Origin of the sequence: Dactylosporangium sp. CA-139114, from assembly GCF_050955725.1 — a bacterium.
Lineage (GTDB): Bacteria > Actinomycetota > Actinomycetes > Mycobacteriales > Micromonosporaceae > Dactylosporangium.
Window position 1 is genome coordinate 5,404,929 of the sequence record NZ_CP192080.1, and the last position, 14,144, is coordinate 5,419,072.

The 14,144-nt window shown below is 74.1% G+C and carries 15 protein-coding genes; 9 read left to right on the forward strand and 6 right to left on the reverse strand.

The window, feature by feature from the left end:
* The first annotated feature begins 2 nt into the window (after window positions 1-2).
* From ACQP2P_RS23740 to ptsP, 8 genes are read left to right on the forward strand one after another with little or no spacing between them, the layout of a single operon-like run.
* Window positions 3-764: a DeoR/GlpR family DNA-binding transcription regulator gene (locus ACQP2P_RS23740; protein WP_433604109.1), complete on the forward strand. Its 762-nt coding sequence runs from the start codon at window positions 3-5 to the stop codon at window positions 762-764.
* Complete coding sequence (gene pfkB / locus ACQP2P_RS23745; RefSeq protein WP_433604110.1) at window positions 761-1,711, forward strand: 1-phosphofructokinase; 951 nt, start codon at window positions 761-763, stop codon at window positions 1,709-1,711. Before ACQP2P_RS23740 ends, pfkB begins: the two co-directional genes overlap by 4 nt.
* Before the next feature lie 12 nt (window positions 1,712-1,723).
* Complete coding sequence (gene mtlA, locus ACQP2P_RS23750; RefSeq protein ID WP_433604111.1) at window positions 1,724-2,866, forward strand: mannitol-specific PTS transporter subunit IIC; 1,143 nt, start codon at window positions 1,724-1,726, stop codon at window positions 2,864-2,866.
* Between the two features lie 3 nt (window positions 2,867-2,869).
* Window positions 2,870-3,178 carry a PTS lactose transporter subunit IIB gene (locus tag ACQP2P_RS23755; protein ID WP_433604112.1) on the forward strand — a complete coding sequence of 103 codons (309 nt, stop codon included), beginning with the start codon at window positions 2,870-2,872 and terminating at the stop codon, window positions 3,176-3,178.
* Window positions 3,171-3,605 (forward strand): PTS sugar transporter subunit IIA, encoded by a 435-nt coding sequence (locus tag ACQP2P_RS23760; protein WP_433604113.1) that lies wholly within the window; start codon window positions 3,171-3,173, stop codon window positions 3,603-3,605. Before ACQP2P_RS23755 ends, ACQP2P_RS23760 begins: the two co-directional genes overlap by 8 nt.
* Window positions 3,602-4,642: a zinc-dependent dehydrogenase gene (locus tag ACQP2P_RS23765; RefSeq protein ID WP_433604114.1), complete on the forward strand. Its 1,041-nt coding sequence runs from the start codon at window positions 3,602-3,604 to the stop codon at window positions 4,640-4,642. The genes ACQP2P_RS23760 and ACQP2P_RS23765 overlap by 4 nt, the downstream gene beginning before the upstream one ends.
* A 10-nt stretch (window positions 4,643-4,652) precedes the next feature.
* Entirely contained in the window at window positions 4,653-4,931 is a 279-nt protein-coding gene (locus tag ACQP2P_RS23770) for an HPr family phosphocarrier protein (RefSeq protein WP_433604115.1), read from the forward strand.
* A complete protein-coding gene (gene ptsP, locus ACQP2P_RS23775; RefSeq protein ID WP_433604117.1) occupies window positions 4,924-6,564 on the forward strand; it encodes a phosphoenolpyruvate--protein phosphotransferase in 1,641 nt (546 codons plus the stop codon). Before ACQP2P_RS23770 ends, ptsP begins: the two co-directional genes overlap by 8 nt.
* 33 nt (window positions 6,565-6,597) lie before the next feature.
* Here the strand turns inward: ptsP and ACQP2P_RS23780 are convergent, their stop codons facing one another.
* From ACQP2P_RS23780 to ACQP2P_RS23790, 3 genes are all read right to left on the reverse strand, one after another.
* Window positions 6,598-7,407: a polysaccharide deacetylase family protein gene (locus ACQP2P_RS23780; protein ID WP_433619229.1), complete on the reverse strand. Its 810-nt coding sequence runs from the start codon at window positions 7,405-7,407 to the stop codon at window positions 6,598-6,600.
* A gap of 63 nt (window positions 7,408-7,470) precedes the next feature.
* A complete protein-coding gene (locus ACQP2P_RS23785; RefSeq protein ID WP_433604119.1) occupies window positions 7,471-8,679 on the reverse strand; it encodes an RNA polymerase sigma factor in 1,209 nt (402 codons plus the stop codon).
* A gap of 60 nt (window positions 8,680-8,739) precedes the next feature.
* A complete protein-coding gene (locus ACQP2P_RS23790) occupies window positions 8,740-9,096 on the reverse strand; it encodes a YciI family protein (protein ID WP_433604121.1) in 357 nt (118 codons plus the stop codon).
* 90 nt (window positions 9,097-9,186) lie between these two features.
* Here ACQP2P_RS23790 and ACQP2P_RS23795 point away from each other — a divergent pair, with 90 nt between their 5' ends.
* Window positions 9,187-10,311 carry a PQQ-binding-like beta-propeller repeat protein gene (locus ACQP2P_RS23795; protein WP_433604123.1) on the forward strand — a complete coding sequence of 375 codons (1,125 nt, stop codon included), beginning with the start codon at window positions 9,187-9,189 and terminating at the stop codon, window positions 10,309-10,311.
* Between the two features lie 29 nt (window positions 10,312-10,340).
* On the opposite strand, the gene ACQP2P_RS23800 is transcribed toward ACQP2P_RS23795, so the two are convergent.
* From ACQP2P_RS23800 to ACQP2P_RS23810, 3 genes are all read right to left on the reverse strand, one after another.
* Window positions 10,341-10,682: an MmcQ/YjbR family DNA-binding protein gene (locus tag ACQP2P_RS23800; protein ID WP_433604125.1), complete on the reverse strand. Its 342-nt coding sequence runs from the start codon at window positions 10,680-10,682 to the stop codon at window positions 10,341-10,343.
* Window positions 10,679-10,990, reverse strand: coding sequence for a hypothetical protein (locus tag ACQP2P_RS23805; RefSeq protein WP_433604127.1), 312 nt, complete (start codon window positions 10,988-10,990; stop codon window positions 10,679-10,681). Before ACQP2P_RS23805 ends, ACQP2P_RS23800 begins: the two co-directional genes overlap by 4 nt.
* A 93-nt stretch (window positions 10,991-11,083) precedes the next feature.
* Window positions 11,084-14,017, reverse strand: coding sequence for a glycoside hydrolase family 48 protein (locus ACQP2P_RS23810; RefSeq protein WP_433604129.1), 2,934 nt, complete (start codon window positions 14,015-14,017; stop codon window positions 11,084-11,086).
* Window positions 14,018-14,144: the final 127 nt, after the last annotated feature.

Here is a 14,144-nt window from a genome sequence, read left to right on the forward strand (position 1 = left end):
TCATGTACGCCGAGGAGCGGCAGCAGGCCATCGTGCGCATCGCCCGCGAGCAGGGGCGGGTCGAGGTGGCCGGGCTGGCCGACGAGCTCAACGTCACGTCGGAGACCATCCGCCGCGATCTCACCACGCTCGAACGGGCCGGTGTGCTGCGCCGGGTGCACGGCGGGGCGATCCCCGTCGAGCGCATCGGCTTCGAGCCGGCCCTCGCCACCCGGGACGCCGTGCTCGTGGAGGAGAAGGAGCGCATCGCCAAGCTCGCGCTCGCCGAGGTCCCCGAGGACGGGGCCATCATCCTGGACGCCGGCACCACGACCGTCAAGCTCGCCAACCTGCTGCCCACCGACCGGGAGCTGACCGTCGTGGTCAACTCGCCGGTCATCGCCACCGCGCTGGGCACCCGCACCAACCTCAACGTGCTGCTGCTCGGGGGCCGGCTGCGCGGCAAGACCCTCGCCACCGTCGACGACTGGTCGCTGCGGCCCCTCGCGGACCTCTACGTCGACGTCGCGTTCCTGGGCACCAACGGCGTGTCGGTCGAGCGCGGGCTGACCACCCCCGACCCGGCCGAGGCCGCGGTCAAGCGGGCGATGATCCGGGCCGCCCGCCGCACCGTGCTGCTGGCCGATCACACCAAGCTCGGCAACGACTACCTCGCCCGGTTCGGCGAGCTCGCGGACGTCGACCTGTTCGTCACCGACAGCCGCGCCGACGCCGACCTCGTGGGCGACATCGAGGCCACGGGCGTGCGGGTGGTGCGGGCATGATCGTCACGGTCACGCTCAACCCCAGCCTCGACCGGGCCATGGACGTGGGCCGGCTCGCGCGGGGCGAGGTCATCCGGGCCACCGCGGCCCACCTCGACCCGGGCGGCAAGGGCGTCAACGTGTCGAGGGCGCTGCTGGCCAACGGGGTGCCGTCGGTCGCGGTGCTGCCGTGCGGCGGCGACGAGGGCGGCCAGCTCGTCCGGCTGCTCAAGGCCGAGGGCGTCGAGGTCCTCGCGGTGCCGATCGCGGGCCGCACGCGCTCCAACGTCACGCTCGCCGAGCCCGACGGCACCGTGACGAAGGTCAACGAGCCCGGCCCGCAGCTCGTCCGGGCCGAGTTCGACGAGATCACCGACCGCGTGCTGGCCCGGGCCGGCTCCGCGGACTGGGTGGTGCTGTGCGGCAGCGTGCCGCCCGGGCTGCCCGCCGACGCCTACGCCCAGCTGTGCCGGCGCCTGCGCGGGGCCGGCATCCGGGTCGCCGTGGACACCAGCGGGCCGGCCCTGCGCGAGGCGGCTACGGCCGGGGCCACGCTGCTCAAGCCCAACCGGGACGAGCTCGCCGAGGTCGTGGGCGCCCCGCTGGCCGACCTCGGGGACGTCGTCGCCGCGGCCCAGCGGCTGCGCGACTGGGGCGCGCAGACCGTGCTGGCCAGCCTCGGCGCCGACGGGGCCGTCCTCGTCGACGCGGACGGGGTCGTCTCCGGCACCTGCCCGGTCGCCCGGCCGCGCAGCACCGTCGGCGCCGGCGACGCCCTGCTGGCCGGGTTCCTCGCCGGCGGCGCCCGCGGAGCCGCCGCCCTCGCCGAGGGCCTCGCCTGGGGCGCGGCCGCGGTCAGCCTGCCCGGCAGCAGGATGCCCGGCCCCGCCGACCTGATCCGCCACAACGTCACCATTCACCCCCGGCCGGACGAGCTCCGCCCATTGCTCTCCGGTCCGTCCTCCTGAAGGAGTCACCCCGTGTCGAGCTACACACCTGAGGTCACCGGCTCGGGATTCCGAGCCTCCGTGCAACGCGTCGGCGGCTACCTCGCCGCGATGGTCATGCCGAACATCGGCGCCTTCATCGCCTGGGGTCTCATCACCGCGCTGTTCATCCCCACCGGCTGGATCCCCAACGCGCACATCGCGCAGCTCGTCGGCCCGATGATCACGATCCTGCTGCCGCTGCTCATCGGCTACACCGGCGGCCGGCTGGTGCACGGCCAGCGCGGTGCCGTCGTGGGTGCGGTCGCCACCATGGGCATCGTGATCGGCGCCGACGTGCCGATGTTCCTCGGCGCGATGATGATCGGCCCGCTCACCGCCTACGTGCTGAAGCTCTGGGACTCCCTCGTCGAGAACCGCATCCGGCCCGGGTTCGAGATGCTGGTCGACAACTTCAGCGCCGGCATCATCGGCGGCGCGATGGCGATCGGCGGCCTCTACGGCATCGGCCCGGTCGTCGAGTGGCTGACCAAGCAGGCCGGCAAGGGCGCCGACTGGCTCGTCGGGCACGACCTGCTGCCGCTGACCTCCGTCGTGGTCGAGCCGGCCAAGGTGCTCTTCCTCAACAACGCCATCAACCACGGCGTGTTCGGTCCGCTGGGCGTCGCCGAGGCGGCCGAGAAGGGCAAGTCGATCCTGTTCATGATCGAGTCGAACCCCGGCCCGGGCCTCGGCCTGCTGCTCGCGTTCTTCCTGTTCGGCCCGCGCAACCTGCGCCCCAGCGTGCCGGCCGCGATCATCGTGCAGTTCCTCGGCGGCATCCACGAGATCTACTTCCCGTACGTGCTCATGAAGCCGAAGCTGATCCTCGCCATGATCTGCGGTGGCGCCGCGGGCGTCGGGACCTTCATGCTCACGGGCGCCGGCCTGGTCGCGACCCCGTCGCCGGGCAGCATCTTCGCCTACATGGCGGTGACCCCCAAGGGCGGCTACTTCGTCGTGCTCCTCGGCATCCTCGTCGCCGCCGCGGTCACCTTCGCGGTCGCGTCGCTGCTGCTGGGCTTCGGCCGCAACGAACCCGCCGAGGACGTGGCCCTCGGGCCGGACGAGGAGACCGTCGTCAACCCGGACGAGGCCGAGCACGCCGCGGCCAAGCTGTCCCGCCAGGAGGCCTGAGGCATGCCGAGCATCAACGGAAGCGACATCAAGAAGGTCGTCGTCGCGTGCGACGCGGGCATGGGCAGCAGCGTGATGCTGGCCAGCACGCTCAAGCGCCAGCTCGCCAAGCACCAGGTGACCGTCGAGCACACCCCGGTCAACTCGATCCCGGCCGACGCCGACGTCGTGCTGTGCCACAGGGGCCTCGCGGCCCGGGCCCGGGTGAGCGCCCCCGACAAGGTCATCATCCCGTTCCAGGTGTTCATCGGCGACCCCGCCGTCACGAAGGTCGTGCAGGTGGTGCAGCGCGGCGGTGAACTCAGTGGGTGACCTGCTCGCCCGTGACGCGATCCGGCTCGGCGAGCGGGCCGGATCGCGGGACGAGGCCATCCGCCGCTGCGGCGCCGTGCTGGCCGAGATCGGGGCGGTCGGCCCGGCGTACGTCGAGGCGATGCTCGAGCGCGAGCAGAGCGTCTCCACGTACATCGGCGAGGGCGTCGCGATCCCGCACGGCACGCTCAACAGCAAGGAGACCGTCGTGCGCGACGCCCTCGCGGTGCTCGCGTTCCCCGACGGCGTCGACTGGGGCGGCGAGGACGTGCGCGTGTGCGTCGCGATCGCCGCCGCCGGCGACGGTCACGTGGACATCCTCGCCGCGCTCGCCGAGATCCTGATGGACCCCGACCAGGCGGCCCGGCTGCGCGCCGCGACCAGTGCCGACGAAGTGCTCGACCTGCTTGTTTTGGAGCGATCGTGAGAGTTGTACGGTTCCACGCCCCCGGCGACGTCCGCATCGAGGACGCACCCGAGCCGCCGACCGGCCCCGGCGACGTGAAGATCCGGGTCCGGGCGTGCTCGACGTGCGGTACCGACGTCAAGATCTTGAACTTCGGCCATCACCACATCGTGCCGCCGCGGGTCATGGGCCACGAGATAGCCGGTGAGGTCGTCGAGGTCGGCGCGGACGTCAGCGGATGGGCGCCCGGCGACCGGGTCCAGGTCATCGCCGCGATCCCGTGCGGGCAGTGCGCCGAGTGCCGGCGGGGCCGCATGACGGTCTGCCCCAACCAGGTGTCGATGGGCTACCACTTCGACGGCGGCTTCGCGCAGTACATGATCGTGCCGCCGAACGTGCTCGCCGTCGACGGGCTCAACCGCATCCCCGACGGGCTGAGCTTCGCCGAGGCCTCCGTCGCCGAGCCCCTCGCCTGCGTGCTCAACGGGCAGAACCTGGCCGGCGTCGGCGAGGGCGACGACGTGGTGGTCATGGGCTCCGGCCCGATCGGCTGCCTGCACGTGCGCCTGGCCCGGGCCCGCGGCGCCGCCCGCGTGTTCCTGGTCGACCTCAACCGCGAGCGGCTCGACCTCGCCGCGAACCTCGTGCACCCCGACGCCGCCATATGCGGCTCGGAGACCGACGTCGTGGACGCGGTGCTGAAGCTGACCGAGGGGCGGGGGGCCGACGTCGTCATCACCGCCGCCGCGGCCGGCGCGGCCCAGGAGCAGGCGGTGCAGATGGCCGCGCGGCAGGGCCGGATCAGCTTCTTCGGCGGGCTGCCCAAGGACAAGCCGGTCATCGCGCTCGACTCCAACCTCGTGCACTACCGCGAGCTGACCATCGTCGGCGCGAACGGCTCCAGCCCCCAGCACAACAAGGAGGCGCTGCGGCTCATCGCCGAGGGCGCCGTCCCCGTCGCCGACCTCATCACCCACCGGCTGCCGCTGCAGGACGCGCTCGACGCCTTCGGCATCGTCGCCCGCGGCGAGGCGATCAAGGTGACCGTCGAACCTTAGGAGGCAAGTCGTGCCCACCCGGACCGTCGTCGTCGGCTCGGCCAGCGGCCTGCACGCCCGCCCCGCCGCCCTGTTCGTCGCCGCCGCGGCGAAGCAACCCGTGCCCGTGACCATCAGCACCAACGGGGCCAGGAAGCCGGTCCCGGCCCGTAGCATGCTGGGGGTGCTGTCCCTCGGCGCCAAGCAGGGCACGGAAGTGACCCTCGAGGCCAGCGGCGACGGGGCCGAGGCCGCCCTGGACGCGCTGGCCGAGCTGCTCGCCCGCGACCTGGACGCCCCCGATGCCTGAGCTGGCGGGGATCGGGGTGAGCCCGGGCCGCGCGGCCGGCCCGGTGCTGCACCTGGCGCCCCCACCGGCCCTGCCCGCCCCGACGCCCGTCGCCGACGCCGGGGCGGAGAAGGCGCGGGTGCGCGCCGCGGTCGAGGCGGTCGCGGCGGAGCTGCGCCGCCGCGCCGACGCCGCGGCCGAGGACACCGTCGCCGAGGTGCTGCGGGCCCAGGTGCTCATGGCCACCGACGAGATGCTGACCGACGCGGCCGACGCGGCGGTCGACGCCGGCTCACCCGCCCCGCACGCCCTCGCCGCGGCCCTGGCCGAGCACCGGGCGGCGTTCGAGGCGGCCGGCGGCTACCTCGCCGAGCGCATCAGCGACCTCGACGACCTGCGTGACCGGCTCGTCGCCGCCTGCCTGGGGCTGCCGATGCCGGGCATCCCGTCGCCGGGGCACCCGTTCATCCTCGTCGCGCGGGACCTGGCCCCGGCCGACACCGCGGGCCTGGACCCGGCGGTGGTGCTCGGCCTGGTCACCGCCGAGGGCGGCCCGACCAGCCACACCGCGATCCTGGCCCGCGCCCTGGGCATCCCGGCCGCGGTGCGCTGCACGGGCATCACCGACGTGGCCGACCGGACGCTCGTCGCGCTCGACGGCGCGTCGGGCACCGTGACGGTGGGCGTGTCGGAGGCGGACGCGGCGGCCGTCAACGCCGCGGCCGCCGAGCTGCGCACCCGCCGCGCCGCCGCGCAGGGCCCGGGCCGCACCGCCGACGGGCACCCGGTCGCGCTGCTGGGCAACGTCGGCTCCGCCCGCGACCTGACGAGCGACGCCGAGGGGGTGGGGCTGTTCCGCACGGAGCTGCTGTACCTCGACCGCGCCGACGCGCCCTCGGAGCAGGAGCAGGTGGCGGCGTACTCCGCGGTGTTCGCGGCCCTGCCCGGCAAGAAGGTCGTGGTGCGCACCCTGGACGCCGGCGCCGACAAGCCCCTGCCGTTCCTGCGCATGGCCGACGAGCCGAACCCGGCCCTGGGCGTGCGCGGCCTGCGCGTGGCCCGCCGCTCGCCGGAGGTGCTCGCCACCCAGCTCGCCGCGATCGCCACCGCCGCGGCCGCGAACAGCGCCGAGGTGTGGGTGATGGCGCCGATGGTCGCGACCGCCGCCGAGGCCGCGGCGTTCGCCGAGGCGTGCCGCGCGCACGGCCTGCCCACCGCCGGCGTGATGATCGAGGTGCCGGCGGCCGCGCTGCGGGCCCCGGCGATCCTGCGCGGCGTGGACTTCCTGAGCCTCGGGACGAACGATCTGAGTCAGTACACCTTCGCCGCCGACCGGATGGCCGGTGACCTCGCGGAGCTGCTCGACCCGTGGCAGCCGGCGCTGATCGCGCTCATCGCCGCCTGCGCGACGGCGGGCCTCGAGGCCGGCAAGCCGGTCGGCGTGTGCGGGGAGTCCGCGGCCGACCCGGACTTCGCGCTGGTCCTCACCGGGCTGGGCATCTCCAGCCTGTCGATGGCCCCGCGCAGCATCCCGGCCGTGCGCGAGTCCCTGGCCGCGCACACGCTCGAGGAGTGCCGGCAGATCGCCAAGGCCGCGCTGGCCGCCGACACGCCCGAGGCGGCCCGCGCCGCCGTCCGCCGCGCCTCCAGCTGAACCCGGGGTGCCCTGGGCGCCCGGCCCCACCCTTCAGGGCTGGGCGCCCAGCAGGACGAACTGCAGGCCGCGGGCCTGCAGCGCCGGGATCACGGTGCGCAGCGCGGCGCACGTCTGGGAGCGGTCGCCGCCGCCGTCGTGGCACAGCAGGATGTCGCCCGCGGTCGCCGCGAGCAGCTTGTTCGTGATCGCCGACGTGCCCGGCTTGGTCCAGTCGCGGGGGTCGCGATCCCAGTTGACCGGGATCATCCCGCGCTTCGCCGCGGCGCCGAACACGGCCGGGGAGCAGGTGCCGCCGGGCGCGCGGAAGATCGTGGGCGTGTGCCCCGTGGCGTCGTGGATCTTCTCCTGGGCGCGGTCGAGCTCCTGCTGCACGTGCTCGGGCGCCATGGTGGACAGCTGGGCCGGGTGGCTCCACGTGTGGTTGGCGACGTGGTGCCCGGCCGCGACGACGCTGCGGGCGACCGCCTCGTGGCCGAGGATCTGGTTGCCGATGAGGCAGAACGTGGCCGGCACGTGGTAGCGATCGAGCAGCCGCAGCACCTCGGGCGTCCAGGCCGGATGGGGGCCGTCGTCGATGGTGAGGGCCACGGCGTCGGGCGGGAAGTCGGGGCCGGGGACGACCTGGCGGAACTCCTTGAGGGTGTAGACCGGACGGCTCAGCGGCGCCAGGCTCGGCGACGGGCTGGGGGAGGGCGACGGCTTCGCCGGTGGCGGGCGCAGACCCGGCGGCGGCGCCGTCGCCATGCTCGCGGGCGTCCGGTGCGGGGCGACGGCATCGCGGGCGAGCAGGCCCGTCGCCACCGCGGCCAGGCCGGCGCCGATCAGGCGGCGGCGGGACATGCTCGTCAAGGCTCCTCCGTCGGGGTTGGTGCACCGTGCACTGCACCAGACGTTTCGCGACGATTATCCGTTGCTTGCCAGCCCGGCGAGGCGCCGAGTCAGAAATGCGCGCTCGACGTCGTTCGCGGTGAGCGCGATCGCCTCCTCGTAGGCCAGGGCCGCGTCGGCGGTGCGGCCGAGCCGGCGCAGGAAGTCCGCGCGGGCGGCGGCGAGGTAGCCGTACCCGGCGAGGGCGGGCTCGGCGAGCAGCGGCTCCAGCGCGGCGAGCCCGGCCGCGGGCCCGTCGCGGAAGCCGAGCGCGACGGCCCGGTTGAGCCGCACGACGGGCGAGGGCCACAGGGTGAGCAGCACGTCGTACAGCCCGCAGATCTCCGGCCAGTCGGTCGCCTCCCAGCTCGGGGACTCCGCGTGGACCGCGGCGATCGCGGCCTGCACGGCCCACCGGCTCGGCGACCGGAGCAGGGCCTCGCCGAGCAGCGCGGTGCCCTCGGCGATGCGGCCGGCGTCCCATCGCGTGCGGTCCTGCTCGGCCAGCAGCAGCATCCGCCCGTCGGCGCCGGTGCGGGCGTCCCGGCGGGCGTCGAGGAGCAGCAGCAGCGCGAGCAGGCCGGCCACCTCGGCGTCGCGGGGCAGCAGCAGGCGCAGCATCCGCGCGATCGCCAGCGCCCCGTCGGCCAGGTCGGCGCGCTGCAGCCCGGGGCCGCCGGGGGCGGTGTGCCCGGTGGTGTAGACGAGGTGGACGACCTCGCAGGCGGCCGCGACCCGCTCCGGCAGCTGCGCGGGGCCGGGGACGCGCAACGGGATCCGGGCCGCGGCGATCTTGCGCTTGGCGCGGGTGATCCGGGCGGCCATGGCCGGCTCCGGCACCAGGTACGCCCGCGCGACCTCGGCCGTGGACAGCCCGCCGACCAGCCGCAGCGTGAGGGCGACCTGGGCGTCGCGGGACAGGGCCGGGTGGCAGCACATGAGCACCAGGCCGAGCCGGTCGTCGGCGGGCGGGGCGATCTCGTCGGTGACGAGCAGCGGCAGCATCCGGCGCAGGTGCGACTCGCGGCGCAGCCGGTCCAGGGCGCGGTTGCGCGCGACGGTGGTCAGCCAGGCGCCGGGCCGCTCGGGCACGCCGGCCTCGGGCCAGGTGTGCAGCGCCCGGGCGTACGCGTCCTGGACGCACTCCTCGGCGAGGTCGAGGTCGCGGGTGAGCCGGACGGTGGCGGCCAGGACGCGGGCCCACTGCTCACGGTGGGCCCGCTCCACGGCCTCGGCGACCGTCACCCGTGGTCCACGATGGCCTCGGCGACCGTCACCCATGGTCCACGATGGCCTCGGCGACCGTCACCCATGGTCCACGATCGGGCGGATCTCCACCCCGCCGTGCCCGGACGCCAGCTCCGGCAGCCGCGACGCGAGGCTCAGCGCCGCGTCGAGGTCGGGGGCCTCGATGACGTAGAAGCCGCCGATGGCCTCCTTCGTCTCCAGGAACGGCCCGTCCGTCGGCGTGGGCCGCGCACCGGTGGTGGCGCGCAGCGACGTCGCGGTCGCGGTCGTCTCCAGCTCGTGGCCGCTGATCAGGCCCGGGCCGGCCGCGGCGGCGAACGCGCGGTGGCCGGCGTCCTTCGCCGCGCGCTCCGCGGCGGTCTCGGCGTCCCAGCGCTGCTCGTCGCCGTAGATCAGCAGGAGGTACTTCGCCATGGTCGGCATCCCATCTCGAACGGTTGCGGTCATGGAGACGACGAACGGGGCGGCGCGGATTCGACGCGCGGGCGGCCGTACGATCGCCCGATGAACCGCCGCACCTTCCTGCGGGCCGCGACCGCCGGGGCCGCAGCGCTCGCGGTCGGGGGTGCCGTGACGTGGTACGGCTTCCGCGACGACGACGGGCCGGCCGCGCCCGGGGCCGTGCCGGCCGGGCGGCGCTGGCGGGTGCCGCTGCCCGACGAGCCCGACGCGCTGCTGCTCGCCGGCGACACGCTGCTCGCCCTGGGCCGGACGCTGACCGCCTACGGGGCCGGCGACGGGGCGGTGCGGTGGCAGCAGGACCTCGGCCGCAACACGGTGCAGACCAGCCGGGCCGGGGACGCGCCGATCCGGGCCGCCGGGGACGCGTTCGCGCTGCGCACCCAGGAGGGCGGCGCCGGCCAGGTGCGCGTGGCGGCCCTCGGCGACGGCACGCAACGCTGGCAGCGGGCGTTCGCCGGGTACGTCGGCGACCTGGTCCTGACCGAGCGGGGCGCCGTCGTCACGGTCGCCGACGGCTCTGACGGCACCGGCCGCGGCCTGCTCGGCTTCTCGGGCGCGGCGGACGCGTGGCGGCAGCCGGTCCAGGCCGGCGACGGCCCGTTCGACCTGCTCGCCGCGGGCGGCACGATCTTCGCCGCCGCGCGCGAGCTGGCCGCCCACGACGCGGCGACCGGGGCGCGCAAGTGGGGCGTGGCGGCGCCCGAGGGGCACGTGTTCGGGCGCCCGGTGGTGCTCGGGCCGCTCGTGGTGGCGCTCGGGATGCGCTACGTCGACGACGACTACCTGTACCGCAACGAGTCCGTGCACGCCTTCGACGCCGCGTCGGGGCAGGTGCGCTGGCAGTACGACGCCCCGGGCGGCTTCCTGGCCGACGGCGCGCCGCTGCTGACCGGGCGCGGGATCGTCGCGGTGCACGAGAACGGCACGCTGACCGGCCTCGACCCGGACGGCGGGGCCGAGCGGTGGAGCTTCGACTGGGACTTCGCCGACATCATCGCCGCCGGCGACCGGGTGTTCGTGGCGACGACGGACGGGGTGGCGATCGTCGACCCGGTCACCGGGCGGCGCGACACGCAGCTCGACGAGCCGAACGCGTTCAGGCTCGCCGGGTCGGGCTCGCGGCTGTGCGTGGCCGCCGGGAGCACGCTCAGCGCCTACGACCTCTGAGCTCACGGCGCTCGCGGTCCTCACCGTGCTCACGGCGCGGGGCGGTCCTTCTTCGGCAGCTTCGACACGACCCAGCGGTAGGACTCGTCGACGGCCTCGAGGATCTCCTCGTCGGCGATGGCGCCGCCGAGGCGCAGCGTGTTCCAGCCGGAGCGGCCGATGTAGGCCATGACGGAGGCGTCGCCGGGGTACCGGTGCAGCCACTCGTCGGCCGCCTCACGGCTCGGCGCGCACTTGACCCCGACGGACTGCGAGCCGACGAACGCGAAGATCCTGGGCCCGACCTTCGCCACCACGTCGCCGTCCCACGGCTGGTCTTCCCAGGCGCCGGGCTTGGCCAGGCAGTGCGCGAGCAGCTCGTCCCGGGTCACCCGCGCCGGCCCGGGAAGCTGCGCACCCTCGTCCGCGCGTCCGCGCCGGCGGGCGGCGGCAACGGCGGGCCGAAGGCGCCGGTGGCGAGCAGCCCGGCCGCGAACGGCTCGGCCGCGGCGTGCACGGGGGCGGCCTGCGCCGGGCCGGGGGTCTCGTCGCCGCCGGCGGCACGGGCCGGGTCCCAGGTGTGCACGAGCACCTCCACGCTGCCGGCGACGGACACCGACCGCGAGACGGGCACGGCGTCCACCGGCCCGCCGGGCAGCCGCGGCGCGGTCCGCGCCGGGCCGGCGAGCGTCGCCAGCATATCGTCGCGGACGTGCGCGAACGCGGCGGCCGTGCCGGCGTTCTCCGGCGCGTCGAAGGGGGGCGCCCCGCCGGGTGGCGGGGCGCCCTTCGATCAGGAGCCGATCAGCAGGCCGTAGTCGGCCATCGCCATGGCGATGTCGGACTGGGCCCAGAACCGGTGGAACGTGAACGTCGGGGCCGGGCCGCCGTTGAGGTACGACTGCACGGCCGGCCAGTTCGGGTCGTTCTTGTAGAAGGAGCGGATGTCCAGGAAGGACTTGCCGGGGGCGATCACGTCACCGTTGGGCATGACGCCGCTGTAGCCCGGCGGGATGTAGAGGCCCTGCTGGTTGGACGAGGACCACACGTCGTCGAAGCGGTTGTAGTCGGTCCGGGTCTCCGGGATGCCGACACCCTGCGCGTCGGTGTGCAGCCAGATGCCGTCCAGCAGCTTCTTGGCCGTCGTCTTCGCCGAGGTGTCGTTCGCCTTGGCGCCGTAGTAGGTCAGCAGCCGCGCGTACGCGGCGGCCACGCCGACGTCGGTGCCCTTGCTCACGACCGACACGTGCAGGTTGGTGTTCGCGGCCGGGCTCGAGGGGTTCCAGGTGGCCGGGGCGCCGGTCCAGGACAGGGTGTCCGGGATCTGGAAGTCGCCGTTCGAGGAGAACGTGGTGTTCGCGATCGCCCAGCTGACCCACTTGTCGAGCATGGTCTTGGCCTTGGCGTCGCCGGTCGCGTAGTAGTACTCCGCCACGCGCTCGATCGACCAGGCCTGGAAGCCGAACCACTGGTTCGACGGCGGGTCGTGGTACACCGGCTGCGCGTCGTAGGCCATGCCGTAGAACGTCGGCGTGCCGGCCGGCGGGGCCGAGTAGCTGCCGCCCCAGCTGTTCGTCGCACCGCCGGCGAAGGCGCCCTCGGACGACTGCAGCCACTGGTAGAACTCCAGCTGACGGCCGAGGCTCGTCTGCCAGTCCGCCTTCGCGGTCGGGGACTTCGGGGTCAGCGCCGAGACGTTGGACAGCGCCCACGCCGCGAGCGGGTTCTGGTAGCCCTGGTGGTTGTGGCTGGAGCCGATGCGCCACGCCCACTGGCCGCCCGCGTCGCCGCCCCAGGCGTAGTACCACGACAGCAGGTAGGCCGCCGAGTCCTTGCCGGTGCCGGCCGCGCAGTTGACCGAGGTGCAGCCCGGCTTCTTGAAGTACTTGTCGTACATCGCGTAGCGCAGGTAGTCACCCATCTTCGCCGCCTTGGCGACGGTCGCGGCCACGTCGGCCTGCTTGTTCTGGGCCGTGGCCCACTGCAGCGCCCAGTAGGCCGCCTCGACCGCGCGGGCGTCGGCGTCGGGGGCGTCGGTGTAGCGCCACTGCTTCGCCGGGGTGCCGTCGATGAACAGCGGCAGGTAGCCGCCGTTCTGCTTGGCGCCGTAGGCGAACGTCTCGCAGGACGGGTGGGCGACGGTCTCCCACACCGACTCCTGCGGGCCGCGCTGGTAGGTGTTGATGAACGACACCTTCGAGCCGGCCACCGGCGTGCAGGAGCTGTAGCCGTAGACGTTGTCGACGTCCTCGATCCAGTGCATGCCGTACACGTCGGAGTTGCCGTACGTCGAGACGAGCTCGTTGTACAGCGGGTCGACGCCGACCTTGACGGACGAGTCGAGGTGGCCACCCTGCTGCGGGTACAGGCTGGGCTGGTCGGCCTCCGGCGCGTAGTCGGCCGGGTCGCTGGGGTTGTAGCCGCCGGTCGTCTGGTTGGCGTGGGTCGGGATGATGTACTTCTCCATCGTGTCCCAGGCCTTGTTGAACGGGGCCCAGTCACCCTTCACCCGGCCGTACTGCGCCTCCATCCAGATCCAGAAGCTGAACGCCTCGGAGGTCGTCTCGTGGCCCCAGTCGGGCGCCTCGACGACGAGCGTCTCGATCGCGTGGTAGGGCACGCCCTCCGAGGAGAAGTACCCGTTGCCGTGGATCTTGTTGTACTGCTCCAGGAAGCGCTGCACGTACACGCCGCCGGCCACGTCGTCGTCGCTCTCGATCGCGCTGACGGTGGCCGGCTGCCAGCCGCCGGCGCTGAGGGTGAGCGTCGCCGTGCCGTTGGCCGAGTCCGCGTCCTGCGCCGCCGAGACGGTCACCGTCTGCGCGGTGTTCCAGTTCGCGGTGGTGAACGTCAGCGACGCGGGCGCGACGGTGATGTCGGTGTCCCCGGTGCGGGCGACCGCGACCGTCACGTTCGACGTGGGGGCCTGGTTGAGCTTGACCGACAGCGGGGTGGAGCCGCCCTCGGGCACCGTCAGCGTGGTGGGCGTCGCGACGATCGACGGCCCGGTGACCGGGTCGACGTAGACCGGCACCGCGGTGGAGGTGCCCACCGCGCCCTTGCTGTCGTAGGCCTTCGCCTGCAGGCTGTACGCCGCCGTCTGGGCCGGCACGCCGGTCCAGGTGTAGGTGAACGGGGCGGTGGTGTCGGTGCCCAGCAGCAGGCCGTCGTGGTAGAACTCGACCTTCGCGATCGAGTCGCCCGTGTCCGGGTCGGTGGCCGAGGCGGTCATCGCGATCGAGGCCGGGGCCGAGTAGCGCGTGTTGGCCGCCGGGGCGGTCAGCGACACGGTCGGGGCGGTGTTCGGGCCGGTGCACGGGGTGCCGTTGAGCGAGAAGCTCGTCGGGTTCGTGTTCGTGCCGCTGTAGCTGGCGTTGAATCCGGGGTTGACCGTCCCGCCCGAGGGCAGGTTGCCGTTCCAGGCGGCGTTCTTGATGGTCACGTTCTTGCCGGACTGGGTGAAGTCGCCGTTCCAGCTCTGCGTGAGCGTCTGGTTGCCGGCGTAGGTCCAGCTGACGTTCCAGCTCGTCAGGGCGTCACCCAGGTTGGTGACGACCAGGTCGCCGGTGAAGCCGGTGGGCCACTGGCTGCGCACGGTGTACACCACCGAGCAGCCGGTCGCGGCATGGGCGGTGCCGGCCGGCAGGGCAATAAAGCTGCCGGCGATCAGCGCGCCGACGGCCAACGCGCGGAGCCGGCGTTTCGGCGCGCGTTGGGGTGTGGACATCTCGCTCCTCGTGAAAGTTACGAACCGGGGGGCGGGCACCGCGAAACGCAATGGCGTTGGGTGGCAACGGCATTGCTGGCAGTGCCCCGGCGGCTCCCATCCGCGAGGTGACGAGGATTCTGGCATG

Coding starts and splice junctions, on each gene's coding strand:
- ptsP (WP_433604117.1), top strand. CDS start 4,924: ATGCCTGAGCTGGCGGGGATCGGGGTGAGCCCGGGCCGCGCGGCCGGC.
- ACQP2P_RS23755 (WP_433604112.1), top strand. CDS start 2,870: ATGCCGAGCATCAACGGAAGCGACATCAAGAAGGTCGTCGTCGCGTGC.
- ACQP2P_RS23795 (WP_433604123.1), top strand. CDS start 9,187: ATGAACCGCCGCACCTTCCTGCGGGCCGCGACCGCCGGGGCCGCAGCG.
- pfkB (WP_433604110.1), top strand. CDS start 761: ATGATCGTCACGGTCACGCTCAACCCCAGCCTCGACCGGGCCATGGAC.
- ACQP2P_RS23810 (WP_433604129.1), bottom strand. CDS start 14,017: ATGTCCACACCCCAACGCGCGCCGAAACGCCGGCTCCGCGCGTTGGCC.
- ACQP2P_RS23805 (WP_433604127.1), bottom strand. CDS start 10,990: ATGCTGGCGACGCTCGCCGGCCCGGCGCGGACCGCGCCGCGGCTGCCC.
- ACQP2P_RS23780 (WP_433619229.1), bottom strand. CDS start 7,407: ATGTCCCGCCGCCGCCTGATCGGCGCCGGCCTGGCCGCGGTGGCGACG.
- ACQP2P_RS23740 (WP_433604109.1), top strand. CDS start 3: ATGTACGCCGAGGAGCGGCAGCAGGCCATCGTGCGCATCGCCCGCGAG.
- ACQP2P_RS23790 (WP_433604121.1), bottom strand. CDS start 9,096: ATGGCGAAGTACCTCCTGCTGATCTACGGCGACGAGCAGCGCTGGGAC.